The organism is Streptomyces sp. NBC_00316 (assembly GCF_036158715.1).
Taxonomy (GTDB): Bacteria; Actinomycetota; Actinomycetes; order Streptomycetales; family Streptomycetaceae; genus Streptomyces.
Genome location: NZ_CP108023.1, coordinates 1537209 through 1563208 on the forward strand (window position 1 = coordinate 1537209; position 26000 = coordinate 1563208).

Below are 26000 nucleotides of genomic sequence, written 5' to 3' on the forward strand. Positions count from 1 at the left end.
CATGCCGTCCCTGCGCGACGCAGCCCGTGGCCGCATTCTCTTCGGCGGCGACTACAACCCCGAGCAGTGGCCCGAGGAAGTATGGGAGGACGACATCCGGCTGATGAAGGACGCCGGGGTCAACTCCGTCACCCTCGGGGTGTTCTCCTGGGCGAAGATCGAACCACGCCCCGGAGCACGGGAGTTCGGCTGGCTGGACCGCCTGATGGATCTGCTCCACACCCATGGCATCGGCGTCGTGCTCGCCACACCGACCGCATCCCCACCGCCGTGGATGGGGGCACAGCACCCGGAGACGCTGCCGCGCGCCGAGGACGGGTCGATCGTCTGGTACGGGTCGCGGCAGCAGTTCTGCGCGAGTTCGCCGGTCTACCGGCGTTACGCGGCGTCCCTCACCGAGGACCTGGCGGCACGGTACGCCGGCCACCCTGCGCTGACCGTGTGGCACATCAACAACGAGTACTGCACGCACTGCTGGTGCGACGCGACCGCCGCGCACTTCCGTGACTGGCTGCGCGACCGCTACGACTCCGTCGACGGGCTCAACGAGGCCTGGGGAACGGCCTTCTGGAGTCAGCGTTACGACACCTGGGCGGAGATCCTGCCGCCGCGCAAGGCGCAGTACATGCACAACCCGGCACAGGTGCTGGACTTCAAGCGGTTCACGTCCGACGCCCTGATGGAGTGCTACGTGGCGGAACGCGACATCGTGGCCCGGCACACCCCCCACATTCCGGTGACGACCAACTTCATGCCGTTGTGGTCGGGTCAGGACGCCTGGGCCTGGTCCGCGCAGGAGGACATCGTCTCGGTCGACGTCTATCCCGACCCGAAGGACCCGCTGGGCGGCCAGTACAACGCGATGCTCGCCGACATGACGCGCTCGCAGGCCGCCGGGCCGTGGATGCTGATGGAACAGGCCGCGGGTGCGGTGAACTGGCGGGGCGTCAACCATCCCAAGCCGGCGGGTCTCAACCGGCTCTGGTCGCTCCAGTCCGTGGCGCGCGGCGCCGATGCCGTCTGCTACTTCCAGTGGCGGCAGTCCCGTCAGGGCGCCGAGAAGTTCCACTCGGGGATGGTCACGCACGCGGGCGAGCACGGCCGCACGTTCCGGGAGATCAAGCAGCTCGGCGCCGAACTCGAAACGATCGGCGCGGCGGTGAGCGGCACGGACGTGCCGGCCGACGTGGCGGTCCTGCACGACTGGGACTCCTGGTGGGCCGGCGCCCAGGAGGGGCGGCCCTCCTCACTCCTCGACTACCCGGAGACGATGCAGAGCTGGCACCGGGCCCTGTGGGAGGCCGGCATCACCACCGGATTCGCCCGCCCCGACGACGACTTGAGCCGTTTCCGGATGGTGGTCGTACCCCAGCTGTATCTGCTGACGGACTCCGCGATCGACAACCTCGTCTCGTATGCACGCGGCGGCGGGACACTGGTCTGCGGCTTCTTCACCGGGGTCGCCGACGCGGACGACCGGATCCGGCCGGGCGGCATGGACGCGCGGCTGCGCACCTTGTTCGGCATCCGCACGCTCCACGAGTGGTGGCCGCTCGACGCGGACATGACCGTGGAGTGCGACGGCTTCCGGGCCACGGTCTGGTCCGAGGAACTGGAGACGGAACCGGGCGCGGAGGTCGTCTCCGCCTACCGGGGCGGCGAGCTGGACGGACTGCCCGCCGTGCTGCGCAAGGACCGCGCGTACTACGTGTCCACGCTCCCCGAGCCGCAGGCCCTGCGTGCCCTGCTCGCCCGTGCGGCGGCCGAGGCCGGGGCGGCGCCGGTGCTGGCCGGACTGCCCGAGGGCGTTGAGGCGGTGCGCCGGGGCGAGCTGCTGTTCCTGCTGCACCACGGCCGTGGCAGCGTCACCGTGCCGGTTCCCGGTGCGTACGTGGACCTGCTGACCGGGAAGAGCGTCGACGGCAGCGTGGAGCTGGGACGCTACGGCGTGGCCGTACTGCGTGGCGCGACACCGTGAGGCGCCGTGCGGCGGCCGATGCCCCGGGCCGTGACGGTACGTGGGAACCACGCCCCGCCGTGCGCTGGGAGGACGCCTTCCTCGGCGGCAACGGCCGGCACGGCGCCATGGTGTACGGGGATCCCGTCGACGACCGGGTCATCGTCAACCACCACACCCTGGTCCGTCCCAACGGCAGCGAGCACGCCCGCCCGCCCGAGCTCGCCGACGGGCTGAAGCAGCTGCAGGATGCCCTGCTGGCCGGGGACACGGCGGCGGCCGAGCGGTTCGGGGCGGATCACCCACTGCTGTGGGTCCAGCCGTTCCACCCGGCGTTCCAGACCCGGGTCCGCCGCACTCCCTACCCCGCCGCTCATCACGCGGGGGCGACCCGCTACCGCCGCACCGTCGACTTCGCCACCGGGGAGGTCCGCGCGTCGTACGAGGACTGGCGCAGCCAGGTCTTCGTCTCGCGGGCCGATGACGTGGTCGTCCAGCGCATCACCGGCTTCGGACCGGCCGCGGAGGTGTCCCTGGACCACGCGCTGGCCGGCGCGCCGCCGAATCTCGCCATCGGCCGCAGCACGGTGCTGACTGCCGACGGTGCCCGGTTGGCACTCCGCGTGGGCTACCCGGACAGCGAGCTCGCCTACACCGGCGTCACGACGGCCCGAGTGGACAGCGGCACGGTGACGGTGTCCGGCGAGGGCATCCGTATCGAGGGGGCACGGAGCCTGCTCCTGCTGACCCGGGTGCGACGCCATGCGGGCGACCTGGACCTCAACGAGGAATGGGCGGCGCTGCCGAACGACGACTTCGCCACGCTGTTCGCCCGGCATCAGCCCCTGCACCGCGCCGCCTACGAGCGCACCACGCTCACCCTGCATGCCGACGCATGCCAACGGGATCTGCCCGGAAGCGAGCTGATCCGGCTCTCCGGAAGCCCCGCATTTCTGGAGCGGCTGTTCGCGGCCGGCCGCTACCATCTGCTCTCCGCCTCCGGGGAGCTCCCACCGCGTCTGACCGGTCTCTGGACCGGCGACTGGGACACCGCCTGGTCCGGCGCGTTCACCACCAACGCCAATCTCAACCTGCAGATCGCATCGGCCGCAGCGGCCGCACTTCCCGAGGTCTCCGAAGCCCATGCCCGTCTGGTCTACGGCCAGTTGGACGACTGGCGGGACAACGCGCGCGCGATCTTCGGCGCCAAGGGGATCGTCGCCCCGTCCCACACCGACGGCGCGTCCGGCCACACCCGCCACTTCCAGCGCGCCTATCCGCTGCATCTGTGGACAGCGGGTGCCGACTGGCTGCTGCAGCCGCTCCTCGAACACGAGGAGACCACCGGCGTCACGGACCCGCGTCTGACCGACGCACTGGTCGAAGCCGCCGAGTTCTACGAGGACTTCCTCATCCGGCACACGCCGGACGGCGCCCTTGCGGTCGTTCCTTCGTACTCACCGGAGAACCGCCCGGCCAACGCGAGCTGGGGCACGGTCAACGCCACCATGGACATCGCGGCAGCCCGTCACGCCCTGACGACAGCCGCCGACCGCTCCCCCGGACACCCCGCCGCCACCGGATGGCGCACCCTCGCCGACCGACTTCCCCGTTTTCTCGTCGGCGAGGACGGGGCCCTCGCCGAATGGTCGTGGCCCGGCCTGCGCGAGACATACGACCACCGCCACCTCAGCCACCTCTATCCGGTGTGGCCACTGACCACGATCAACCCCTACGACACCCCGGAGCTGGCAGACGCCGCACACCGCGCACTCGAACTGCGCGGATCGGAGAACGACTCCGCCCACGGCCATCTGCACCAGGCGCTGATCGCGGCCCGGCTCCGGGACGGCCGGCGGGTCCAGGACGCGCTGGGCGCCGTACTGGCGGGCGACTACTTCCACACCTCACTGATGAGCGCCCACTATCCGTCCCGCAATGTCTACAACGCGGATGCCGCCCATGCGCTGCCCGCGGTCGTCGTCGAGATGCTCGTCCAGTCCGCACCGGACCGACTGGTCCTGCTGCCCGCTCTTCCCGCCGGATATCCGGCGGGCGAACTGTGCGGCGTACGGACCAGGTTCGGGGCCCGTCTGGATCTTTCCTGGTCCGCCGACGGCCACGCCACGGCCGTCCTGCACCCCACCCGCGACGCCCGCGTCGACGTACGCACGGGCGACGGGCTCACGCTCTTCGAATCCGTGACGCGGCGCTCCACCGAACCCCCCACCGAGACCTCCGCCGGAACCCCCGTGGCTCTGCTGGACCTGACGGCCGGCGTGGACCGCACCCTCGCACTGAGACCGCGGTAGCACTTCCCCCCACCCAACCCCCCGCACCATGGAAGGGAAAACCATGGCACGACGCACCCTCAGCAGGTTCGTACTGGCACCCGCGGCCGCGGTGGCCGCCCTGATCGGCTTCGCCGCCGCTCCGGCTCAGGCCGCGATCTGGTCATCCTCGGACCAGTGGGGCAACTACACCACCAGCGACGGCTACACCTTGTACAACAACATCTGGGGTTCCGGCGCGGGCGCCCAGACCATCTGGGTCAACTCCTCCAGCAACTGGGGCGTATGGGCCGACCACCCGCACACGGGTGGCATCAAGTCGTACCCCAACGCCAAGAAGGTCGTCGGCAAGTCCATCACCTCTCTGGCGTCGCTCACCAGCAACTACAACGTCACCGTCCCGTCGGGCGGCGACTACAACACCTCGTACGACATCTGGGACACCGACTACGACTACGAGGTGATGCTCTGGGTCAACTACAACGGTGCAGTCGGCGCGCTCGGTACCTCGCAGGGCACGGTGACGCTGGGCGGTCACACGTGGACCGTCTACAAGGGTGACAACGGGGCCAACCAGGTCTTCTCGTTCCTGCGGACCTCGGACTCCACCTCGGGCACGGTGAACATCCTGCCGATCCTGAAGTGGATCAAGGACACCAAGGGCTGGTGGGGCAACGAGACCATCGGCGACGTCCAGTTCGGCTACGAGATCACCTCGTCGGCCGGCGGCCTGGACTTCATGACGAACGGGTTCAGCGTCTCTTCGAGCTGACCCGCCGAAGGAGTGAGCCGGCCCCGCTCGGGGCCGGCTCGTTCGCGGGGACGGCTCGCCCCAGGGGCGACTCGCTCGCGGGGGACGGCTCGCGCCTGGGACCGGCTCGCTCGCGGTGCGTGCTCAGCCCGCGGCCACCGGCCCGCTGCTCTCCCGTACCGTCAACTCCGGTGCCAGCAGATCGACTTCATCCGCACCGCGACCGTCGAGCTTCGCGACGACCTGCTCGACGGCGCGTCGCCCCATCTCCTGCGCCGGGATGGCCACCGAGGTCAGGCGCACCGAGGCCTGGGAGGCCACCTGTTCGGGACAGACGGCGACGACCGACACGTCCTCGGGCACGGCCCGCCCCTGCTGACGCAGCAGATTGAGCAGCGGCTCGACCGCCGACTCGTTCTGCACGATGAACCCGGTGGTCCCCGGCCGCTCGTCGAAGATCCGGGCCAGCGTCCGCTCCATCGCCGCGTACCCGCCCTCGCAGGGCCGGTGCAGCACCCGCACTCCGGCCTGCTGCGCCTTCGCCCGGACGCCGTCCATCGTTCGCTCGGCAAACCCGGTGTGCCGCTCGTACACCGCGGCCGCCTCACCGATGACCGCGATCTCGCGGTGGCCGAGCCCGGCGAGGTGCTCCACACACAGCGCCCCGGTCGCCTCGAAGTCGAGGTCCACGCAGGTCAGCCCGGCGGTCTCGGCAGGCAGACCGATCAGCACGGCGGCCCGGTCGGTCTCCAGGAGCAGCGGCAGTCGCTCGTCGTGCAACTCCACATCCATCAGGATCATGGCATCGGCGAGCGAACTGCCCGCGATCCGCCGAACGGCCGCCGGGCCTTCCTCACCGGTCAGGAGAAGGACGTCGTAGCCGTGCGTGCGTGCGGTGGTGGCCACCGCGATGGCGATCTCCATCATCACGGGCACATACATGTCGGTGCGCAGCGGCACCATGAGCGCAATGATGTTCGTCCGGCTGCTCGCGAGCGCGCGGGCCCCTGCGTTGGGGTGGTACCCGAGCTGCTGAATACTTCGCTCCACCCGTTCCCGGGTGGACAGGGAGATGGACCGCTTCCCGCTGAGGACGTAGCTCACCGTGCTCGCGGAGACTCCGGCGTGCTGGGCGACCTCGGCAAGGGTGACCATTCGGCTCTCCATCACAGGACGACAGGGGATCGGCGGCGGATCAACAGCGATAAGCGAAGCGCTTCGATTCCGACAGTTCTTGGCTGTGAGGTGTACAGACAGTGCGAGACTAGCCTTCGCTCACAGGGCGTGTCCAGGGTGGTATCGAAGCGCTTCGACAGCCACCCAGGCAGCATCTGACCGGCGGGTCGGGGCCGCCCGCTCCCACGATAGGCCGCCCGCGCCCGCGAGTCGGCGCAGCCGGTGACTTCAGCCCGCTGCGCGGCGACGGTCCCCGGGCCCGACGCCCCGGAACGCGCTCGGGAAGCCCATCACCCCAGCCCCAGGGCTGTTCCGCCGACCGGCCGCCGGCAGGGAGAGATACGTACCGCCGCGCCCGGTCGACCGGGCGCGGCGGGTGTGGGCCGTGCGGTGGAGAAGAACGGTCAGAAGGTGAGGCTCCAGCTGTCGAGGTAGCCGGGGTCGACGGTGAAGATGCCGGGGGTGTTGTCTACGACGCGAAGCTTCCAGGTGCCGTTGGCGGGGACCGCCGACGCGTCGACCGTGTAGGTGGTGTGCAGCTCGCCCTCGCCGGTGTCCCAGTACCAGTTCTTGACCGGGATCTCCGTGCCGTCCTCGCTGACGAGGCTGACCACCTGACCGCCGATCCACGGGTGGTAGAGGTCGACCGTGACCTTGAGGTCGCTGGAGGCATTGCCCTTGCGGCCGCTGACAATGAGAGGTGACTCGATGGTCTTCCAGTTGGGGATGTCGAACCGGGCGGGGTTGACGAAGAAGTCACCGCCGGAGGCCAGGACGGTCCACCCGAATCGCACCGTGCGCTTGACCATCGGGGAGTTCTTGATGGTGACGGCCGCCGTGAAGTCGCCGGCCTTCCTCGGAGTGCCGGTGATCAGGCCCGTTTCGGCGTTGATGGAAAGGCCCTTGGGCAGCCCTTCCGCGGAGTACGTCAGGGGGCCCGGCCGCGAGCTCGTCGCCTCGATCTGGCGGCTGGTCGGCTGGCCGACGGCCGATTTCCGCGTGGAGGGGGCGATCACGGCGATGTGGTTCACGTAGCGGGCGCCGACATTGACGGCCGCCCAGGCGTTGCCGACGGCCTCGTAGGCGTCGCTGGTCTGGCCGAACAGGTCTGCGGCGGCCTGGAGGGTGGCGGTGCGGGCACCCGCGTAGTCGGTGCTGCTGGTCATGTAGAGCGTCAGCGCCCGATACCAGACAGCGGTCGCGTCGCGCTGGCCGAGACCGACGACCGGCAGGCCGTCGTAGGTGGGGCTGTCGTAGGCGATGCCGTTGATGGTCTTCTTCCCGCTGCCCTCGGAGAGGAGGTAGAAGAAGTGGTTGGCCACGCCCGAGCTGAAGTGCGGGTCCAGCTTCCTGGTCTCGGGGGTCCAGTAGTCCTGAGAGGTGCCCTTGACGGAGGCGTCCTTGGAGGGCTGGTCCATGTAGCGCAGCGGCTTGCCGGTGCCGCGCACGTCGGCGAGCTCGCCGATCATGTAGTCGGGGACATCTGCGGAGTTGTTCGCGAAGAATTCAACGGACGTGCCCATGATGTCGCTGGTGGCCTCGTTCAGGCCCCCGGACTCACCGGAGTAGGTGAGGTTCGCGGTGGCGTAGGTGACGCCGTGGCTCATCTCGTGGGCGGCGATGTCGAGTTCGGTGAGCGGCCTGGCGTTGTTCAGGCCGTCGCCGTAGGTCATGCAGAAGCAGCCGTCGTTCCAGAAGGCGTTGGCGTATCCGTCGCCGTAGTGGACGCGGGAGACGGCACCGACGCCGTCGTCGGCTATGCCGTTGCGGCCGAACCGGTCGTGGTAGAAGTCCCAGGTCTGCCGCTGGCCGTAGGCGGCGTCCACGGCCGCGGTCTGCCGATCGGCCGACGTCCCGTCACCCCAGACATCGTCGTCGTCGGTGACCAGGACGCCGTTGCCGCCGACACCGGTCAGGTCGTACGTCTTGTGGCCGCCGCGCTCGGGGTCGGTCAGCTCGTAGAGGCTGCCGTTCTGCACGGTGCCGATCTCCACCTGGCCGCTGTACTGGCCCCGGCCGGTGCCGGTGCGGACCTGCTCGACGCTCTGGAGCTGCTTGCCGGTCGTGGCGTCGGTCACCACGCTCAGGCTGCTCGGGGTTCCGTCCTCCTGCACACCGCTGACGACGGTCTGCCAGGCGAGCGTGGGCTTGCCGCCCCCGAGCCAGACGACCAGCTTCGGCGATCCGTCCGTGGCCGCGTCGTCGGTCTCCTTGGTCTTCGCGGCGGCCAGGGCGGACTTCTTCGCCGTCGCGGCCGTGACGGCGGCCTTGGTCGTCGGCACCGACACCTTGGCGTCCGAGGCCTTGGTGACCGTACGGGCCGCGCCCTGCTCATGGACCACCAGGTCGCCGCCGATGACAGGCAGGCCGGCGTAGGTGCGCTCGTAGCGGGTGTGCACGGTGCCGTCGGCGTCCTTGACGACGTCCTTGGGTACCAGCTCCTCCCGATCGCCCAGTTTCAGCGAACGGGCGGTGGTGGCGCGAGCGTCGGTCGCGGCCTCGAGCAGCTTCCCGCGCTGTGCAGGGGAGAGCGCGACGGACCCGGCACCGGGTCGGGGATCCGCCGCAATCTGCCGTGGCGCTTGATCCGTGCCGACCGGGGCAGAGACGGTGCCCGAGGCGGGGAGGGCCGAAACGATGAGCGCGGCCACGGCGACGGCCGCAGTTGCCGCAACACGCCCATATGTGGAGATTCCACGAGGAGAGGCAAGAGGTTCATAAGGCGACATGGCCTTGTTGTTACGGAAGTTGTTCGGCACTGCTGCAACTCCTTCTGTCCGGACGCGGAGTGACGTCCGGTGAGGATGGGGAACCGGAGACTGGATGTACCCCCGGCGTGAAGGTGTGCGATGCGACGCGGGTGTGGGTCGTCGCACTCGCACCGACGGTGGTCGGGACGGACTGTGCCACCGCCCTCTGCGAGGGCTGCGAATGAGAGGGCCGCGGCCGGCTATCGGCTGAAGCGGCTCGGGCCGCCCCAGGACATCACCGCGCTGTAGGCCTTCCTGCTGTCGGACAAGGCGGTGTCCGACCGCTTGGCTGTGCGGCGAAGACACGGACCCTTGTGACGCTGCGGCGCCGACTCACTTGTTCCGACGAAGGGTCGAACGGGGGTGGCCGTAGGCGGGGAATCCGGCGCCCACCGTAGGTGGTGTCGTTCAGCAGCCGTTCCCGGCGGGGCAGAACCGTGTCACCGGATCGGTGTCGGCGGTCGTGCCGTCGATCCGAACGCCCCGTCGACCGGTGTCCGAGGAGTCGTACAGACGACCCAACCGGTCCGCCTTCCGCGCAACGGTGCGGGGCTGGGCTGTGGCATAAATGTCTCCAACATACCGATATGTCTCGACTAGATCCTGAATATCCGAACAGGTTTCGAAGCACCGTCGCGTCGGCGACTTGTGATCACCCTGTCCGCCGCACAATCCGCCGGGCAAGGAGGTCCGGGGTGCGACTCCGCGCAACTGCGCAGATGTGAACAGGAGCAGACAGGAACGGAACGGTTCGGCACCGGCCTTACAGTGATGTAACGGGCGCGTGATCCCTCCGGCCGACTCCGCCGCGTACGATCGGCCTCGCCGGCACACCGAAAGGGGGACAGCTGTGGTGGTGTCATCGGATTTGCCGTGGGCCGGACCCGATCTGGGCCCCCTTGCCGGCCAGGTACTCGAATGCCTGGTCACGCAGCCGGAGCTGAGCAGCGAGGCGGTTGCCGAAGCGCTCGGGACCACCCCGTCAGCCGTCGAACGCGCCCTACGGGCACTGGAGAACGAGCACGTGGTCATCCGCGTCGGCGACCGGCCCACGCGCTGGAGCACGGGCCCGCCCCGCTCCACCCTCGGTTCGCTGCTGGCTCAGAGGCGACAGGAACTGGCACGGGCGGAGCTGTACATGGAGCGGTTGCACGAGGCATACCGTTCGGCGTCGCACCGTCGGGTCACCTCCGACCTTTTCGAGGTGGTGGAGAGCGCCGAGCAGGTTGGGGTGCGTTACGCGCAGCTGCTCGCGTCCAGTCGGCACGAGGTGCTCCACCTCGCCAAACCTCCGTACGTCACCCGGTCCGCGGGGCTCGAGGGCGCCTCGGTGCCGACCGCCCCCGCAGCTGTTTCGTACGCGCGGACTCCGGAGGTGCCCGTACCCGAGGGAGTGCGGTTGCGGTCGGTGTACGACACCGACGGGATGACCGACACGGTCTCACTGCGTACCGCCCTGAGCGGCACAGCGCGGGGCGGGGAACTGCGGCTGCTGGCCGGGCTCCCGATGAAACTGGTGGTGTTCGACGTGACGACCGGCATCATGCCGCTGCGGCAGGAGGACCCGTCCGCGGGTTCGCTCATCGTGCACTCGGCCACGCTTCTCGAAGCGCTCACCGTGCTCTTCGAGGGCGTCTGGGAACGGGCGACCCCGGTATCGCTGGACAGCGGCCCCGGTCGGCCGCCGATCACTGCGGCGGACCCGGACGGCCGGCCCCCAGGACGGATGCGCGACATCCTCTCCCTGATGTGCGCGGGTCTGACGGACGACGCGATCGCCCGGGTCCTGGGGCTGAGCCGACGGACGATCCAGAAGCACATCAGTGAGACCGCCGAACTCCTCGGTGCGCGAACCCGCTTCCAGATCGCTCTACTGGCACGCGAACGAGGCTGGCTCGGGGACGCCTCGGGCTTGGCGGCGGCCTCCACCGAACGAACGGCAGGGTGACCGGCCTGAGGTCCCTGCGTGTGCAGCGCGACACGCCGTGGCATCCGGACTGCCGGGTACGGCGCCGGAGCATGAGAGTTCGCCGGCGAGGACGAGGCCGCGTAGCGACACCAGTGGGATGCCCTGTCCGCCGACTCGGCAAAGCCCAGTGAGCACCTTCGGCTCTGACGCACCGACCCGCCGGCAGTGAACGGCAGATCGGCCCACCGGTCAGCTCCACGATCCTTGTGTCAGCGTCCCGATCTGCGCACTCGAGGTTCAGCGAGACCAACTCTCCGGCCATCGGCCTTCAGCGAGATTTGCTCAGGCTTCGGTGCGACGGGACACATGTGGGCCGCCCGCCGTCGCCCCGGACGCGGGACGACGGCGGGCGGCCCACACTCTCTCCCCTGTTCAGCCGTTCAGGAGCACAGGGAAGGACTCCAGGTCGTTCTGTGTCATCACCGGCAGCTTGCGGATCTCCTCGTCCGGCACCGCGAGCTGCAGCCCGGGGAAGCGGCCGAACAACGCCGGCAGCGCGACGCCCGCTTCCACGCGCGAGAGCGCGGCACCCGGGCAGATGTGCGGGCCGTGACCGAAGGTCATGTGCCGGATCGGGGCCGGCCGGGTGACGTCGAAGGCGTCGGCGTCCGGCCCGTGCTGCTCGATGTCACGGCCGATGACCCGGTAGGAGATGACCACGCCCTCCCCCTTGGCGATCACGTCGTCGCCGACCTGGATGTCCTCCGTGGCGAACCGCATCAGCAGATGCGTGGTGGGGGTGTCCCAGCGCAGCGTCTCCTCGATCACCGTCTCCCACGGGATCTCGCCGTCGAGCACCTTGCGCAGCTGGTCCGGGTGGGCGAGCAGGGCCCGTACCGCATTGAGGATCAGCCCGATGGTGGTCTCGTGCCCGGCCGCCACCATGGCCTTGAGATTGCCGACCACCTCTTCCTCGGTGAGCGGGTCCCCGCCTTCCTCCGCGAGGATGAGCGCAGTCGTGAGATCGTCCGTCGGCCGCGCCGTCTTCTCCCGGACGAGCTCGGCGTAGAAGACGTCCAACTCGGCGAGCAGCGCCATCCGTTCGTCGTGCGGAGTGAGCATCGAGAAGAAGGCCTTGTACTTCTTCGTCAGCATCGGGTACTCGGCTTCGTCGACGCCCATCAGCATGCCGACCACCCGCATCGGCAGAGGCTGCGCGAACACGGACTTGAGGTCGACCACGCCCTCCTTGCCCTGTTCGGCGAGAGCGTCGAGCAGCTCCTCGGTGAACTTCTCGATGTGCGGACGTATCGCCTCGAGCCGGCGCGGTGTGAGCGCCTGGGAGGTCTTGGTGCGCAGACGCCGGTGTTCCTCACCGTCCACGGTGAACATGGAACGCCCGGCGTCGATCATGCCGATCAGCGGCCAGGCATGGGTCACCACTCCGCTCTGCCAGAGCCCCCACGCGTTGATGTCCTTCACCAGGCGGGGGTCGACGAGGAGTTGGCGCGCCTCGGCATGCCGGGTGACGGTCAGGGCCGGAACGCCGAGCAGCTCGATCCTGGCGAGCGGTCCGGCGTCGCGCAGCCGCGCCGTCTCACCGTCCAGGTCCTGGACCATGGGGTCGATGACGACGGTTTCACCGGCCGTGGCGGCCTGGTGGGCAGCGGCGTGAGGGCACTTCACGAGACGTCTCCTGTCGTACGTACGGGGGTGAAGAGGACGGGGAGTGATTCCATCCCCCGCAGGAAGGCGGACTGCCGCCGCACGAGCGTCTCCACGGGCACGGCCAGGTCGAGATCGGGCAACCGGTCGAGGAGCACCTCGATTCCGGTACGGGCGATGATCTCGGCGATCTCCTGGGCGGGGAACGGGCAGCGGTACTCGCCGTGGCTGAACGCCAGGTGCGCACTGTTGCCGCCCTGGCCGGACGGGTGACCGGTGGAGAGATGCTGCCGCACGTGCGGGTCGGAGTTGGCCGCACCCAGGCCGAGCAGCAGCATGTCCCCGGCCTTGATGTCACGGCCGGCAAGCCGGGTGTCCCGGGCCGCCCAGCGGCCGGCGAGGATCGAGGTCGGACTCTCCTCCCAGAGGACCTCGTTCATCGCTTCGCCTACGCTGTGCCGGCCGCCGGAGAGCGAGTCGGCGAACTGGTCGTCGGTAAGCATCAGCCGCAGGGAGTTGGTGATCCAGTCGGCTGTGGTCAGATGACCGGCAGCCGTGATCGCCATCAGGTCGAGGGCGTACTCCTCGTCGGTGAAAGGCTCGTGGTACGCCATCATCCGCGAGGTCACGTCGTTCCCGGGCGCCGCCCGCTTGGCCGCCACCAGCTGCTGCATGTGCTCCCCGAACCGTGCGTACGCGGTCTGCGCCTCGGGACCGCCGTCGGCCAGGTCCTTCAGCACCCGAGCGATGTCGGCGCCCTCCGCATCGGGGAATCCGACGAGCCGGGAGAGGACCAGCACGGGCAGCGGCTCGGCGAACTCGGCGACCAGGTCGGCCGTTCCGCGCGTGCAGATGTCGTCGATGATCCGGTCGGCCAACTCCTCGCAATGGCGCCGGATCTCGAAGGGGTCCGAGGCCTCGAGGGCGGCCCCCACCATCGCGGCGTGGCGCAGGTGCTCGGCGCCCGCGGTGAAGTAGATCGACGGCATGGGCTGCCCGACCATCGGGAGCAGTGGCCAGTCCGCCGGAATGTGTTCCCACTGGTTCCACAGGCCGACGTCCCGGGGGAACAATTCGCCGTCGCTGGTGACCTGGTGCACTTCCCGGTAGCCGATGATCAGCCAGGCGGGGAACCCGCCCGGCAGTTCGACGGGCACGACGGGTCCGTGATCGCGCCGCATGGTGCGGTAGAGCGCTTGGGGCTCGGTGTGGAACTCGGGGCCGCTGAGGGGCACGGCGGTCGCGCCGTGCCCGACGGGACAGCCACCACCGAGGGGTTCCGCGGGCGCGGCGGGTGAGGGGCGCGTCATCGAGCTGACTCCTTTGGCGGCGGCTACTCGCGTTGTGTTCCCACGGTCAACGCGGCACCACTATAGGGATGTCGGGTGAATCTTCCGGTGCTGATCACGATCATTCTCGTTACTTCTGTGGCCACTGAGACCTGACAACCGATCACGATTGATCACAAGCACGGGCGAACCCCCCAGCGCCGAGCCCACCCGCACGAGACCCGCCCTCACGAGGTGCACCTCGGTACGCACCCCATCGGCCCCGCAACCACCGTTGACATGCACCTGCGTAATGGTGAATCCTCGCGCGAGAAGTTGCTCGATCTGACCCATGTTCAAGCATTTGCAAACATGCGGTGCTTGATACGAAGGGATGCATCCCGTGCGAAGACTTCACCACCGCTCCCGTTGGCCCGCCCTCGCCACAGTGGGCCTCACCACCGCCCTGGCCGCCGCTCTGCTCGGCGCCCCCGCCGAACCCGCCCACGCCGCGACCCCTGCGAGCGCCGTGCTCGACGAGGCCCACAAGAGCGTCACATGGCAGAGCCCCGTCTACCCGAAGGGCACGGTCGGCGGCCCCACCGACTGTCCGCCCGCCGCCGAGGACCCGGACAACAAGGTCTGCGACCGCTTCGACCTCACCGTGTCGACTCCCGACGGCTACTGGGACGACAACCCGGAGGGCGGTGTGCCGATCTCCATCGAGTGGCAGAAGCCCGCCGAGGACTTCGACATGTACATCTACGACTCCGCGGGCAAGCAGGTCGCCTCCAGCGCGGGCACGGCCGACCCCGAGGCCACGGTGATTCCCCGGGCCGACGGGACGTACCACGTGATCGTCGTGCCGTACGACGTCACCGACAACTCCTTCACCGGCAAGGCATATCTCCCGGAGACCACCGACTCGGGGAACCTCACCTCCTTCGGCGGGGGCCACGGCAGCTACTCCATCGAAGCCGGCGGACTCAAGGCGAAGGCCGACTTCCTGACCGGCGGCCAACTGCGCCTTCAGGCCACCCCCTCCGGCGACTTCACCGACCCGGCCGGCTCGGCGATCATCCGCACACAGCCCGCCCTGCAGAAGCACACCAGCACCTTCGACACGGGCGACTACTACGGCATCCGCTCCCCCGACGCAGTACTCCGCGTCTACAAGAAGCCGCTGCGCTTCGGCCTCTACAAGACCGACAACCGCACCCGCATCTGGCAGGAGGACAAGCCCCTGCGCTGGTCCACCGGCGGTATGCGGCAGAGCCTGGAGCGCGGCGCCGACGAGCAGTTCTTCGGCGGCGGCGAACAGAACGGCAGCTTCTCGCACCGCGACAAGACGGTGTACGTCGCCAACAACACCAACTGGAACGAGGGCGGTTACAACAACTCCCAGCCCTTCTACCTCTCCAGCGCCGGCTACGGCGTCTACCGCAACACCTTCGCGCCCGGCGTCTACCACTTCGGTTCCCCGGTCCAGACCGGCCAGCAGGAGCGGCGCCTCGACGCGTACTACTTCATCGGTGACGCGAAAAAGGTGATCGGCAAGTACACCGCCCTCGTCGGCAAGCCGTTCATGCCACCGGTGTACGGCCTCGAACCGGGCGACGCCGACTGCTATCTGCACAACGCCAACCAGGGCGAACGCCACACCCTGGACGCCCTGAAGGTCGCCGACGGCTACACGCAGAACCAGATGCCGCTGGGCTGGATGCTCGTCAACGACGGTTACGGCTGTGGCTACGAGAACCTGTCGGAGACCGCCAAGGGCCTCCAGGACCACAACGCCCAGCTGGGCCTGTGGACCCAGAACGGCCTCGACAAGCTCGCCGACCAGGTGAAGGCGGGCCAACGGGTCGCGAAGCTCGACGTCGCCTGGGTCGGCCAGGGATACGGCATGGCGCTGAACGCCTGCGACTCTGCCAAGGCAGGCATCGAGGACAACAGCGACGCCCGCGGCTTCGTCTGGCTGCCCGTCTCCTGGGCGGGCGCGCAGCGCTGCGGCGTCCTGTGGAGCGGCGACCAGTCGCTGTCCTGGGACTTCGTACGCTGGCAGATCCCGACCTACGCCGGGGCCACCATGTCCGGTATCGCGTACAACACCGGCGACGTCGGCAGCATCTATCGCCACGACGCCAAGATGTACGCCCGCGACCTGCAGGCCAAGTCGTTCCTCCCGGCCCTGATGACGATGGACGGCTGGGCGACGGACCTGACGACCAAGAAGAAGATCAACCAGCAGCCGTGGGTGGACGGCGAGCCGTACACCTCCATCAACCGCAAGTACCTCCAGCTGCGGGAGCGGCTGCTGCCGTATCTCTACACCCTGTCCGCCGAGGCCGCGAAGACCGGCGTGGGCTCGGTACGCCCGCTGTGGCTGGAGTACCCGGACGACCCCGCGACGCTCGGCGCGAACGCCACGTACGAGTACCTGGCGGGTTCCGACTTCCTGGTGGCCCCGGTCTACGAGGACTCCGACACCCGTAACGGCATCTACCTGCCCAAGGGTACCTGGACCGACTACTGGACGGGGAAGACGTACCAGGGCCCGACCACGGTCAACGGCTACCACGCGCCCCTCGACACCCTGCCCCTGTTCGTGAAGGGCGGCTCCATCGTGCCGATGTGGCCGAAGGGCACGACGTCCTGGCAGACCCGGGACCGGAGCGAGCTGGGCTACGACCTGTACCCGCAGGGCACCAGCACGTACACCCTGTACGAGGACGACGGCGTGACCCGGAAGTTCACCGAGGGCGCCTCAGCGACGCAACAGGTACGCGTGCAGGCACCCATCCACGGAAGGGCGAACACCACCATCAAGGTCGGTGCAAGCGTGGGAAGTTACGAAGGGAAGCCGGCAACCCGGGCGTACCGCTTCACCGTGCACGGCAAGGACGCACCGTCACAAGTGGTCATGAACGGAGCCCGGCTCCAGCGCCTTGACTCGGCGGCGGCGTTCGCCTCGGCCGATTCCGGCTGGTACACGGACCCCGCGACCGGGATCACGGAGATCAGGACACCGTCCGTCTCCACGGGGCGCGGCTTCACGGTCGAGCTGCGGAAGTAGCAAGCACGAGGTCAGGGGCTGTCTTCGGACAGCCCCTGACGCGTGTCGGGGAAGTCGAGCCCCCTGGCTCACAAAGAACCAGGGGCAGGAGTTGTTTCGTTGCGGAGCCGTTCAGCAGCGGGAGGCGCGCGCCGGGGCACCGCCCTGGTCCTGCCGAGCGTCGAGACCGGTGGAAACGCTGGACGCCATCTTCCCCCAGCGGTCGCGTCAGTCCCCCGTCGGCGCCGTGGGCCACTTCCGGTCGTGGGCCTCCAGTGCTGCGCGGGCCCCGTGGACCACCTCGCCCTGACGACCCTGGGCCTGCGCCAGCGCCAGGCCGATCGCCAGCCGCACCCGGGGTGCCTCCCCGTGGGCATAAGCAATACCAGAGGCGCCTGGCCAAGGGCTTGCAGTCCTCCCTCAACCGCAGCGGCCGCCGCGCCGTGTGGCGGATGCTCCGCCGTGACAAGTGAGGGGACGACGCGGCCTGACGTCCTGGGGCCAGACATAGGCGTGGGACCTGCCACGGCGGTGTGCGGCAGGTCCCACGGGGTTGCGGCAGGACTCAGGCCGACCAGTCGACGGCCAATCCGACGAATCCGGCCCACGCGTGGGGGGAGACGGTCAGGACCGGTCCGGCGGTGACCTTTGAGTCCCGGATGTGTACGGCTCCGGTGGCGTTGGCCACCTCTAGGCAGTCGCCCCCTTCTGCGCCGCTGTAGCTGCTCTTGAACCAGGCAAATTCCGGAGCTGCGGTCGAAGTCTCTGCGATGTTCATAGCTCTCCCAGCAACTTCTCGACGAATCCCAGGGTCTCGCGCGGAGTGAGAGCCTGGGACCGGATGATCCCATAGCGCGCGGCGGCGAGACGGACCTCTTCGCGATCCGTCAGCAGGCTACTTCGCCCTTGGACCTCCATGTACGTGAGCTGCTCGCCACCCTTGCGCGTGATGACGGTGAATGGGCCGTCCACGCCCGCATTGTCCTCGCGATCCAGTGGCATGACCTGAATCTCGACATTGCGCTTCCGACCGATGAGCAACAGCTGTTCCAACTGCCCTCGCAACACAGCTTTCCCCCCAAGTGGCCTGCGCAGCACAGTCTCTTCGAGCACGAAGCTGAGCAGTGGCGCAGGCCAGCGGTTGAAGATTTCCTGCCGAGCGAGACGGGCTGACACTCGCAGCTCGATCGTCTCCTCGTCCAGCAACGGGCGCCGCATGGCGAGCAATGCCCGCGTGTATTCCTCCGTCTGCAACAGCCCCTTGACGACGTGCGTGTCATAGGCGCACAGCTCGACCGCCTCCGCCTCCAAGCGCGCCATGTCCCGGAAGAAGGCCGGGTACTGCGCCCGCCCCACCTCCTCCTTCAACGCCTTCAGTACGCCCCTGGCATCCAGTACCTCGTCCGCCCGGTCGATGAACCTCGGCGGCGGAATGCGCCTCCCCTGTTCGAAGGACGCGACCGACTGCCCCGCGTAGCCCACGCGCTTCCCGAACTCGGGCCGCTCCAGCCCCGCTCGAATCCGCAGCAGCTTCAACTGCCTCCCGAACGCGGTCACCACGCCCGATCCCGGTTCGTCCTCCGGCCGGGGCCCGGCGCCATCCCGTACGCCCTGCTCGCCCGGCTCGTCCTGTTCCATCGGTTCCGAACGGTCCATCGGCCCCACCACCTCACCGGCCCAACGCCGCGCCCCGAACTTCGCCACGCGGCGCGCCTCGTACACACCGCACGCCGTCGCGTACAACCAACATCCGACGACACGTCACCCCTGGTCACGCTACGCCACCGAGCGTCACCGTGAAGGCATGACGAGCAAGCAACCCCTCCCCGTACGCCTCACCCTCACCGCCCAACCCCTGCTCCCCTGGCACCACTTCACGATGCGCTTCAGTTCCACCCCACGCGGCGCCCGTCTCGCCCGACGCCTGGCCGGGGAACGCCTCGATGCCTGGGGCATCCCTTACGGAAGCGACCCCCACGACGTGCTGACGCTGATCGTGGCGGAGCTCAGCGCGAACGCCGTACGCCACAGACGCGTACCCGGCCGGGACTTCCGCCTACGACTCTCGGCCGAGGGGGCGACCCTGCGCGTGGAGGTCACCGACTCGCGCGGCGAGAGCATCCCGGCCCTGGCCGAACCGTCCAACGGCCGGGATGGACGCCGCGGTCTCCTGCTGGTGGCCGCACTCACCGACCGCTGGGGCTGGTATCCGTGCGTCGATGGACCCGGCAAAGCGGTGTGGGCCGTTCTGGACGTGGGTCAGTCATAGGCGCTGAACAACTCACGCGACCGCCCCGCCCTGCAGGCACGGGCCCCCGCCTCCGTCCGGTTCTGCGTCTCGCTGGTCGGTCACAGCTTGGCCGCCCGCCCGGGCCGGTCCCCGACACTCGCGGACCTCGCAGCCGCTATCGGCGCCCGCTCCTACCTTTGCAGGACCGGCGGCATGACCTACCTCGACATACCGCCATACACCGCGCAGGGCGGTGCCGCGAAGGCCTCCAGGTCTCCTGGGCGCACGAAAGTTGAAGGTTAATGCAACTTGGCTGAATGCCGTGGGGGAGCATTTCTGATGGCCATCTGCATCACCCGGAACGGAAACCTGTGATCCGCCGGGATGGTGTGCGGTGGTCGTGCACCGCCGGTGACCTACCGGCGGTGCACGTCCGTAAGGGAACACGCAATGACACTTCGCGCAAAGAGGGCAAAGAGACCAGTGGGGGCCGGCGCACGCCGTACCGCAGTGGCAGCCGCGGTGGCGCTGGCGCTCGCCAGTGCCGTGACGGGGGCCGGCACCGCTGTTAGTTCCGCTGATGACACGTCCGCGAACAGCCCTATGGTGGACCGGAACTGGCTCCCGGACGCACCGGAAGGCTGGCCGTCGGTGGTGGACTACACCCGTACGCCGGCCGAGACCGTCACTCGCGGCCTGCAGCACTACAGCGAGACCTACGACACTGTGGGCGGCCGCCAGCACATTCAGGTGCTCAAGGCCGACCTCGGCGACCCGAACCTCCGGGTCGGCATGGTCGAGGCCGGCGACACCCTCACCAACCCGGCAGACGAGACCCCGTCATCGATGGCCCACCGCACCCACGCGGTGGCCGGCGTCAACGGCGACTACTTCGAGATCCACGCCAGCGGGCGCCCGCTCGGCGGCATCATCTCCAACGGTCATCTGCTGAAGAGCCCCAAGCCGGGCTTCGCCTCCCAGTTGGGCGTCAAGCCCGACGGCACCATGGTCATGGGCCCGGAAACCTTCTCCGGGACGATCACCGCCGGCTCTGCGATCCGCGCGCTCACCTCGGTGAACACCGTGAACGACATGGCGTCCGGCGGCATCACCGAGGTCACCCCCTATCTCGGCGAGACCCCGGGCCTGTCCAAGCCCTCCACCCTGGTGCTCGGTCACACCACCGACGGCGGATTCGTCGCCGACAGCATGCAGACCGGCATCAGCACCGTGCCGCGGCTCTCGGACGACCAACTCGGTCTGCTCGGCGCCGGCGCCGGCGGGCAGTGGCTGGCCGACAACCTGCACACGGGCGACACGGTGGGCATCACCACCCAACTGGCGCCCGACAACGATGTCACCCAGCTGGTCAGCGGTGTCGACACCCTGGTGAAGGACGGCAAGGTCTACAAGGACCCGACCGGCACCCCGCCGAGCGGCGCCAACCCGGAGACCGCCGTCGGCATCACCCAGGACGGCAAGCACGCCATCGTCGTCGCCGTCGACGGCCACGGCGGCGCCTCCACGGCCTTCGGTGTGACCCGTGACCAGGCCGCGGGCTACATGGTCGCCCACGGCGCCTACACCGCCATGCTCTTCGACGGCGGCGGGTCCACCGGCATGGTCAGCCGCGCCCCCGGCGCCGACCAGGCCGAGGTCGTCAACACACCGTCCGACCTGCCCGGCAACACCGAGCGCCCGGTCGCCAACGGCATCTTCTTCTACTCCACCGCCAAGGAGGCCGGAGCGGCCGACAAGGTCGTGGTAAACGGCGGCAAGACGGTCACCACCGTCGCCAACGGCTCCATCCCGCTCCCGGTGCACTCCGTCGACCGGTTCGCCAACCCGGCAGCCGGCCAGGTCCACGTCCGGATCGTGCCCTCGTCCCTCGCCACGTACGAGGACGGCAAGCTCACCCCGCACCGCACCGGCACGGGCCGGATCATCGCCTTCAACGGCAAGGCGTCCACCTCGGAGAAGCTCGAGGTCGTCAGCAAGCTCGAGTCCCTCACGGTCTCGCCCGACAAGGCCGACCTCGACGGCGGCGCCACCCAGCAGCTCACCCTGTCCGGCACCGTCAAGGACGGCGGCACGGTGCAGATCCCCGCTGAGGCGGCCACCTGGAAGGTCACCCCGGACAGCCTGGGCTCCGTCGACGCGCACGGCCTGTTCACCGCGAACGCCGACAACGGCGGTCTCGCCGAGGTGAGCGCACAGGTCGCGGGCACCACCGGCACCACGTCGATCGCGGTCGGCAGCGTCAGCAAGGTCATCGACCCGATGACCAACCTCGACGTCTGGCGGCTCAGCAACAACACCACCGGCAAGCCCGCCACCCTGACCACCGACCCCGGCGTCGTTCCGCCGGGCTCCGCCGAGTCCGGGTCACTGCGGCTCGACTACTCGATGCCGGCCGGCTCCGGCGTCAAGCAGCTGGTGCTCTCGCCGCGTGTCACCCTGAAGACCGAAACCAACAACGGCCAGGTCCCCACCGCCATCGGCGTGTGGATCAAGGGTGACGGCAACGGCCTCGAGCTCGCCGAGAAGTACATCGGCGTCAACGGCTCGTCGACCACGCTCTACCCGACGTACGTCACCTGGAAGGACTGGCACCTGGCGGTCGCGCAACTGCCGGCGGGCATGCAGTTCCCGCTGACCATCAGCTTCATCGACTTCCTGGCGATCAGCCCGAGCACCGCCTACAGCGGCTCGCTCAACGTCGCGGGCCTGCAGGCGCTGTACTCGCCGCGTCCGGTCACGGCGCCCGAGTACGACGCGATCCCGCAGAACCCGAAGTGGCTGTCCTTCGAGGAGGACTCCGCCGACTTCGCCAAGCGCGGCACCACGATCCTCACCGGTGACGACGCGCACATGCTCGCAAGCGACCCCGGTTCGGTCAGCAGCAACGTGATGGACTCCATCGCCAAGCGGCTGCCCACCCTCACCCCGCAGGCCCGGCCGGACGCCGCCCAGTTCCTCGGCGACATGTCCGACGACGGCAAGCTCGCGGACCTGCAGTACGCCAAGTCCAAAATGGACGCCCTCGGCATCCCCAAGCGCGACATCGTCGGCAACCACGAGATCACCCAGGGCGCCGACTCCGAGAACGGCAACTACAGCGACACCTTCGGTGACACCCACTACGCCTACAACCAGGGCGCGGCACGGCTGATCGTCACCGACAACTCGCACGGCAGCCTGCAGTCCTCGGACCCGTTCCAAAACCCGGAGGGCATCCAGTACCCCTGGCTGATCCAGCAGTTGACGGACACCACCGCCAAGGACGTGCTGGTCATCACCCACATGCCCGCGTACGACCCGCACCCGGCCGCGAACAGCCAGTTCACGGACCGCTGGGAGGCACGGATGTACCTGCGGCTGGTGCAGCGCTACCAGGAGACGCACCCGAAGCAGCACGTGATCATGATGTACGGTCACGCCCGCGGCTTCGCCGAGCAGGTCCTCGACCCCGAGGGCCGGAGCACGACCGTCGGCGAGGGCGGCATCCCGCAGTTCACCTTCGCGGACCTCGGCATGCCGGCCTACGCCCCGGCCGACCAGGGTGGCATCTACCACTTCGGTCTGATCCGGATCGGCGACGACGGTGACCTGCAGTACACCGTCGAGCCGGCTCTGGCGTCGATCTCCGTCAAGGGTCCCAAGGACCCGATCGCCAAGGGCGACCACGTCACCCTGACCGCAACCGGCGAGCAGATCGCCGGCGACAACATCGCACCGCTCACCATCCCGATCGCGGACCCGGCCTCCCACGTCTGGACGTCCAGCAACCCCAAGGTCGCCTCGGTGGACCCCCCCACCGGCACCCTGACCGCCCACCGCCCCGGCACCGTCACCGTCTCGGTGACCTCCGGCGGCATCACGGGCAGCGCCCAGGTCATCGTCCAGTGACCTGACCCATGACGGGGTGCCACGCCGTGGCAGAGCGCTACCTGGCGCTCTGCCACGGCACAGCCCAACAAGGCCGGCCGGCGGGGCGCCTCAGACGGCCGGTCCGAGCACGACAGTTGGCCCGGAACACTCCGTCGGATTTCCGCCAGCACCTCGTGCCCGGCCGCGCCACGATGAATGGCATGACCAGCACCTATCAACCGCGGCCCATCAGCCCCACCGCCCTGAAGGAGCTCCGCGTCCGCGACGACGCCGGGCATCCGATGTACCCGTACGTGGACGAGGAAGGCGGCGCCCCGCTCCGCTGCTGCCTGCGGCTCAGCGTCGTAGATGACCCGGATACCGCCCAGGTCCACGTGCGAGCCGTCGAATACGGCTGCTACCACTTCCGCGTGCACCGTCCCTGACGGGCTCAGGGGCCGGACCCTCGGCCAGGTCGGGGCCCGCCCCTCACGCCTGCGAATGACCGGGGTCTACGACACCACCTTCTCGGTCACGATCCCGCCCTCCCCGACCGTCGGCAGTCTTTCACCAGGCCTCTCCCTCGCCTCCTCCAGGACGCGCTGCGTCACTACGAAGACAAGCTCACCGAGCAGCTCGACGCCGAGCGCCAGAGCGGCCAACTGAGAGCAATGCTCAAGTCCTGTGGATCGGGCTCGGGTTGGTGCGCGAAGGGCCTACCTTCCCGAGTGATCGATTGAAGGTCACCGAGCAGGCCGACGGGTGAAACCAGGACGGTAGTCTCCAGGGTGATGGACGGTTCGGGGGGAGAAGACCAGCGGCCGTGGGACGCCGCGGCCGCGCTGGTGCGGGCCGCACGGACCGGGGACGTGCTGGCGATGGACGAATTGCTGTCCTTGGTGACGCCGTACGTGACCCGGCTGTGCCGGCCGATTGCCGTGTCGGACAGCGAGGACGCCGTCCAGGAGGCGCTGGTGGCGATCTTCCTGGGAGTTCGGGGGCTGCGTGATCCGCAGGCATTCTACGGTTGGGCGCGCACGATCACCGTGCGCGAGGCGGTAAGGGTGGCGCGGCGCACCGCTGTCGAGTGTGCCGTCGACCCGGATGACCTGACCCGCCTGTGCGGCCTCGTCCCTCGTGGTGACGGCGAGCTGTCCGTACAGGTGCGGGACGTGCTGGCGCGGATGCCGGTGCATCACCGCGCGGTGCTCGTACTGCGCGAGCTGGAGGGGCTGGATGAACGAAGTGCCGCCAAGGTGCTGGGCATCGCGCCGGGTACGGTCAAGTCCCGTCTGCATCGTGCCCGTTCGGCGTTCCGGAAGGCGTGGCAGCGATGAGCGTTGACTGCGTGGCGCGGCTGCGGGTGATGGCCGCGGGACTGCATGCCGCGATGTACGCGGAGGAGCGATTGGACCTGCCGTACGACGAGGTGTGGGCGGTCGCCGAGGATCTGGCGGGTGAGCTTCCTCACCTCGTGCCCTTCCTGCGCGAGTTCCGCGTCCCGCCGGGTGACGCCGATCGCAAGCCGGCCCGGGCGGTGGGACCGCTGGGTGTCCACGGCGCTTTCGAGGTGCGGCTGGCTCCTGGCTGGTGCCTGATGCAGTCGCGCCTCGTGGTGGGTGGCATGGCCGCCGCCCCGGAGGGCGACGGCACGCGCTTCGCGATGCTGGGTGCGGCGCGTCCTGCCGTCCTGCGGCCGGTCCAGTCGGTGTACGGCCGGCTGCTCGGGGCCCGCCGCGGGCAGGCATTCGTCCGCAGAGTCGCGCTCCGGGCGGCCGCACGTCACTGAGCTTCGCCCCGTTATGTCACGTGCTGGCGGCGTGCGCTGAACCGCGGGGATGGGCATTCGCTGCGCGACATCACGCGGCGAAGCTCGGTAGCGGCTTCAGCGGCCCGTCCCGAACAGCTCCTTCATAGCCTCGGCCACCGCTTGTGGTGCCTCCCGGGGCAGGAAGTGGCCGGCGCCGGGCACGATGCGCACGGTGAGGTCGTCCGCATGGCCCTCGCCGCCGGCCAGCATGGACGGGGAGATCACGTTGTCCCGCTCACCGCCCAGCAGCACGGTCGGCACAGTGAGCCGGTGCCCGCGCCACGCGCCGCGCAGCAGCGCTGGGATGTCCCGGACGACGTACTGCCAGAACATGGCCTGCCCGGCGTGCGCGCCGACGCGGGTGGCGGCGGTGAACTCGGCCACTTCGCTGACCTGCCAGACCGACCGGTCGGCGACTTGATGGCGCAGCAGGAAGCGGGTGAACGCCGGCCACCGGCGCAGCACGGCTTTGCCGATCACCGGATACTCGATGAAGGCGGTGTACCACTGCCGCCACAGATTCGGCAGGATCGCCCGGTGCCGGGCCCACGGGTGGGCCATGTTGAGCGCCAGGTAGCCGCTGAACCGCTCCGGTGCCCGCATGCACAACCGGAAGCCCACATGGGCACCCCAGTCGTGCCCGACCAGGCCCACCCGGTCAAGGCCAAGAGCGTCCATCAGCGCGAGCATGTCGTCGGACAAGCCCTCGATGTCGTAGCCGCGCCTGGTCTGCTCCGACCAGCCGAAGCCCCGCAGGTCCGGGCAGATCAGCCGGTGTCCGGCAGCCGCCAGGACGGCGACCCGGTGCCAGGCGAACCAGTGCTGCGGGAAACCGTGCAACAGCAGGACCGGCCTGCCGGTTCCGTACTCGGCCACGTGCAATCTGGCGCCGCGCACCTCCACCCATCGGTGCTCCGCCCCTTCGGCAGCCGGGAGCGGTCTGGGGGCAGAAGGTCTGCCCGAGGTCGTGCTCGATGCCATGGAATCGCCTCTCGCCTTCGGCGGGTCTCTTGTGGAACCGCTTCGGCGGGTCAGGAGGAGAGGCCGGGCCGAAACGTTCCCCCGCCTCCTCCGATTTCGCCGCGGCTGCATCGCGTCCGTTCGGTGAGAGATCCCCTTACGAACAATCCTGACTGGACATCAAGAGGCCCTGATGTCCCTTCCGGCCGCATCTCGGCCGAACCTCAGCCTGAACACCCTCAACCGACCCACACACCTGCCCGATGACCTCTGAGGGCGGCCCAAGAGCGGCAGGGCCTGCGCCGAAA

General features: G+C 69.1%; 17 protein-coding genes and 1 pseudogene. 10 read left to right on the plus strand and 8 right to left on the minus strand.

What is annotated here, in order from left to right:
- The first annotated feature begins 1 nt into the window (after nucleotide 1).
- The 3 genes from OG878_RS06860 to OG878_RS06870 are packed head-to-tail and all read left to right on the plus strand — an operon-like array spanning nucleotide 2 to nucleotide 5020.
- The gene (locus OG878_RS06860) at nucleotides 2–1978 is read left to right on the plus strand and encodes a beta-galactosidase (RefSeq protein ID WP_328891152.1); all 1977 of its coding nucleotides are present in this window, start codon (nucleotides 2–4) and stop codon (nucleotides 1976–1978) included.
- Nucleotides 1975–4269, plus strand: a complete 2295-nt coding sequence (locus OG878_RS06865; RefSeq protein ID WP_328885943.1) for a glycosyl hydrolase family 95 catalytic domain-containing protein — start codon at nucleotides 1975–1977, stop codon at nucleotides 4267–4269. Before OG878_RS06860 ends, OG878_RS06865 begins: the two co-directional genes overlap by 4 nt.
- A 43-nt stretch (nucleotides 4270–4312) precedes the next feature.
- Nucleotides 4313–5020, plus strand: coding sequence for a GH12 family glycosyl hydrolase domain-containing protein (locus OG878_RS06870; protein ID WP_328885944.1), 708 nt, complete (start codon nucleotides 4313–4315; stop codon nucleotides 5018–5020).
- Nucleotides 5021–5143: 123 nt separating this feature from the next.
- On the opposite strand, the gene OG878_RS06875 is transcribed toward OG878_RS06870, so the two are convergent.
- Both OG878_RS06875 and OG878_RS06880 read right to left on the minus strand, forming a co-directional pair.
- The gene (locus tag OG878_RS06875; protein WP_328891153.1) at nucleotides 5144–6154 is read right to left on the minus strand and encodes a LacI family DNA-binding transcriptional regulator; all 1011 of its coding nucleotides are present in this window, start codon (nucleotides 6152–6154) and stop codon (nucleotides 5144–5146) included.
- Between the two features lie 425 nt (nucleotides 6155–6579).
- Entirely contained in the window at nucleotides 6580–8904 is a 2325-nt protein-coding gene (locus tag OG878_RS06880; protein WP_443049241.1) for a M4 family metallopeptidase, read from the minus strand.
- An 871-nt stretch (nucleotides 8905–9775) separates the two neighbouring features.
- Between OG878_RS06880 and OG878_RS06885 the strand changes: the two genes are divergently transcribed.
- Nucleotides 9776–10873 (plus strand): helix-turn-helix transcriptional regulator, encoded by a 1098-nt coding sequence (locus tag OG878_RS06885; protein WP_328885946.1) that lies wholly within the window; start codon nucleotides 9776–9778, stop codon nucleotides 10871–10873.
- 393 nt (nucleotides 10874–11266) lie between these two features.
- On the opposite strand, the gene OG878_RS06890 is transcribed toward OG878_RS06885, so the two are convergent.
- Both OG878_RS06890 and OG878_RS06895 read right to left on the minus strand, forming a co-directional pair.
- A complete protein-coding gene (locus tag OG878_RS06890; protein WP_443049067.1) occupies nucleotides 11267–12520 on the minus strand; it encodes a cytochrome P450 family protein in 1254 nt (417 codons plus the stop codon).
- Entirely contained in the window at nucleotides 12517–13809 is a 1293-nt protein-coding gene (locus OG878_RS06895; RefSeq protein ID WP_328885947.1) for a cytochrome P450, read from the minus strand. The genes OG878_RS06890 and OG878_RS06895 overlap by 4 nt, the downstream gene beginning before the upstream one ends.
- A gap of 361 nt (nucleotides 13810–14170) precedes the next feature.
- Here OG878_RS06895 and OG878_RS06900 point away from each other — a divergent pair, with 361 nt between their 5' ends.
- Nucleotides 14171–16843: a glycoside hydrolase family 31 protein gene (locus OG878_RS06900; protein ID WP_328885948.1), complete on the plus strand. Its 2673-nt coding sequence runs from the start codon at nucleotides 14171–14173 to the stop codon at nucleotides 16841–16843.
- 207 nt (nucleotides 16844–17050) lie between these two features.
- On the opposite strand, the gene OG878_RS06905 is transcribed toward OG878_RS06900, so the two are convergent.
- The 3 genes from OG878_RS06905 to OG878_RS06915 all read right to left on the minus strand — a co-directional run bounded on the left by OG878_RS06905 (nucleotide 17051) and on the right by OG878_RS06915 (nucleotide 18460).
- Nucleotides 17051–17176: a hypothetical protein gene (locus tag OG878_RS06905; RefSeq protein WP_328885949.1), complete on the minus strand. Its 126-nt coding sequence runs from the start codon at nucleotides 17174–17176 to the stop codon at nucleotides 17051–17053.
- Nucleotides 17177–17387: 211 nt separating this feature from the next.
- Nucleotides 17388–17600 carry a DUF397 domain-containing protein gene (locus OG878_RS06910; RefSeq protein ID WP_328885950.1) on the minus strand — a complete coding sequence of 71 codons (213 nt, stop codon included), beginning with the start codon at nucleotides 17598–17600 and terminating at the stop codon, nucleotides 17388–17390.
- Nucleotides 17597–18460 (minus strand): helix-turn-helix domain-containing protein, encoded by an 864-nt coding sequence (locus OG878_RS06915; protein WP_328891155.1) that lies wholly within the window; start codon nucleotides 18458–18460, stop codon nucleotides 17597–17599. The genes OG878_RS06910 and OG878_RS06915 overlap by 4 nt, the downstream gene beginning before the upstream one ends.
- A gap of 166 nt (nucleotides 18461–18626) precedes the next feature.
- Between OG878_RS06915 and OG878_RS06920 the strand changes: the two genes are divergently transcribed.
- From OG878_RS06920 to OG878_RS06940, 5 genes and pseudogenes are all read left to right on the plus strand, one after another.
- The gene (locus OG878_RS06920; RefSeq protein WP_328885951.1) at nucleotides 18627–19091 is read left to right on the plus strand and encodes an ATP-binding protein; all 465 of its coding nucleotides are present in this window, start codon (nucleotides 18627–18629) and stop codon (nucleotides 19089–19091) included.
- A gap of 564 nt (nucleotides 19092–19655) precedes the next feature.
- Complete coding sequence (locus tag OG878_RS06925; protein WP_328885952.1) at nucleotides 19656–22961, plus strand: phosphodiester glycosidase family protein; 3306 nt, start codon at nucleotides 19656–19658, stop codon at nucleotides 22959–22961.
- A gap of 182 nt (nucleotides 22962–23143) precedes the next feature.
- Nucleotides 23144–23284: pseudogene (locus tag OG878_RS06930) on the plus strand (DUF1203 domain-containing protein); the annotation flags it as partial.
- Between the two features lie 516 nt (nucleotides 23285–23800).
- Nucleotides 23801–24259, plus strand: coding sequence for an RNA polymerase sigma factor (locus OG878_RS06935; RefSeq protein ID WP_328891156.1), 459 nt, complete (start codon nucleotides 23801–23803; stop codon nucleotides 24257–24259).
- On the plus strand, nucleotides 24256–24711 hold the full coding sequence (locus OG878_RS06940) for a hypothetical protein (protein ID WP_328885953.1): 456 nt from the start codon (nucleotides 24256–24258) through the stop codon (nucleotides 24709–24711). Before OG878_RS06935 ends, OG878_RS06940 begins: the two co-directional genes overlap by 4 nt.
- Before the next feature lie 96 nt (nucleotides 24712–24807).
- On the opposite strand, the gene OG878_RS06945 is transcribed toward OG878_RS06940, so the two are convergent.
- A complete protein-coding gene (locus OG878_RS06945; protein ID WP_328885954.1) occupies nucleotides 24808–25713 on the minus strand; it encodes an alpha/beta fold hydrolase in 906 nt (301 codons plus the stop codon).
- Nucleotides 25714–26000: the final 287 nt, after the last annotated feature.

Excerpts from the sequence above, each read along its gene's own strand:
- OG878_RS06925 (WP_328885952.1), top strand. The coding sequence starts at position 19,656 with ATGGTGGACCGGAACTGGCTCCCGGACGCACCGGAAGGCTGGCCGTCG.
- OG878_RS06935 (WP_328891156.1), top strand. The coding sequence starts at position 23,801 with ATGGACGAATTGCTGTCCTTGGTGACGCCGTACGTGACCCGGCTGTGC.
- OG878_RS06920 (WP_328885951.1), top strand. The coding sequence starts at position 18,627 with ATGACGAGCAAGCAACCCCTCCCCGTACGCCTCACCCTCACCGCCCAA.
- OG878_RS06915 (WP_328891155.1), bottom strand. The coding sequence starts at position 18,460 with ATGGAACAGGACGAGCCGGGCGAGCAGGGCGTACGGGATGGCGCCGGG.
- OG878_RS06880 (WP_443049241.1), bottom strand. The coding sequence starts at position 8,904 with ATGTCGCCTTATGAACCTCTTGCCTCTCCTCGTGGAATCTCCACATAT.
- OG878_RS06870 (WP_328885944.1), top strand. The coding sequence starts at position 4,313 with ATGGCACGACGCACCCTCAGCAGGTTCGTACTGGCACCCGCGGCCGCG.
- OG878_RS06875 (WP_328891153.1), bottom strand. The coding sequence starts at position 6,154 with ATGGTCACCCTTGCCGAGGTCGCCCAGCACGCCGGAGTCTCCGCGAGC.
- OG878_RS06945 (WP_328885954.1), bottom strand. The coding sequence starts at position 25,713 with ATGGCATCGAGCACGACCTCGGGCAGACCTTCTGCCCCCAGACCGCTC.
- OG878_RS06910 (WP_328885950.1), bottom strand. The coding sequence starts at position 17,600 with ATGAACATCGCAGAGACTTCGACCGCAGCTCCGGAATTTGCCTGGTTC.
- OG878_RS06940 (WP_328885953.1), top strand. The coding sequence starts at position 24,256 with ATGAGCGTTGACTGCGTGGCGCGGCTGCGGGTGATGGCCGCGGGACTG.
- OG878_RS06860 (WP_328891152.1), top strand. The coding sequence starts at position 2 with ATGCCGTCCCTGCGCGACGCAGCCCGTGGCCGCATTCTCTTCGGCGGC.
- OG878_RS06895 (WP_328885947.1), bottom strand. The coding sequence starts at position 13,809 with ATGACGCGCCCCTCACCCGCCGCGCCCGCGGAACCCCTCGGTGGTGGC.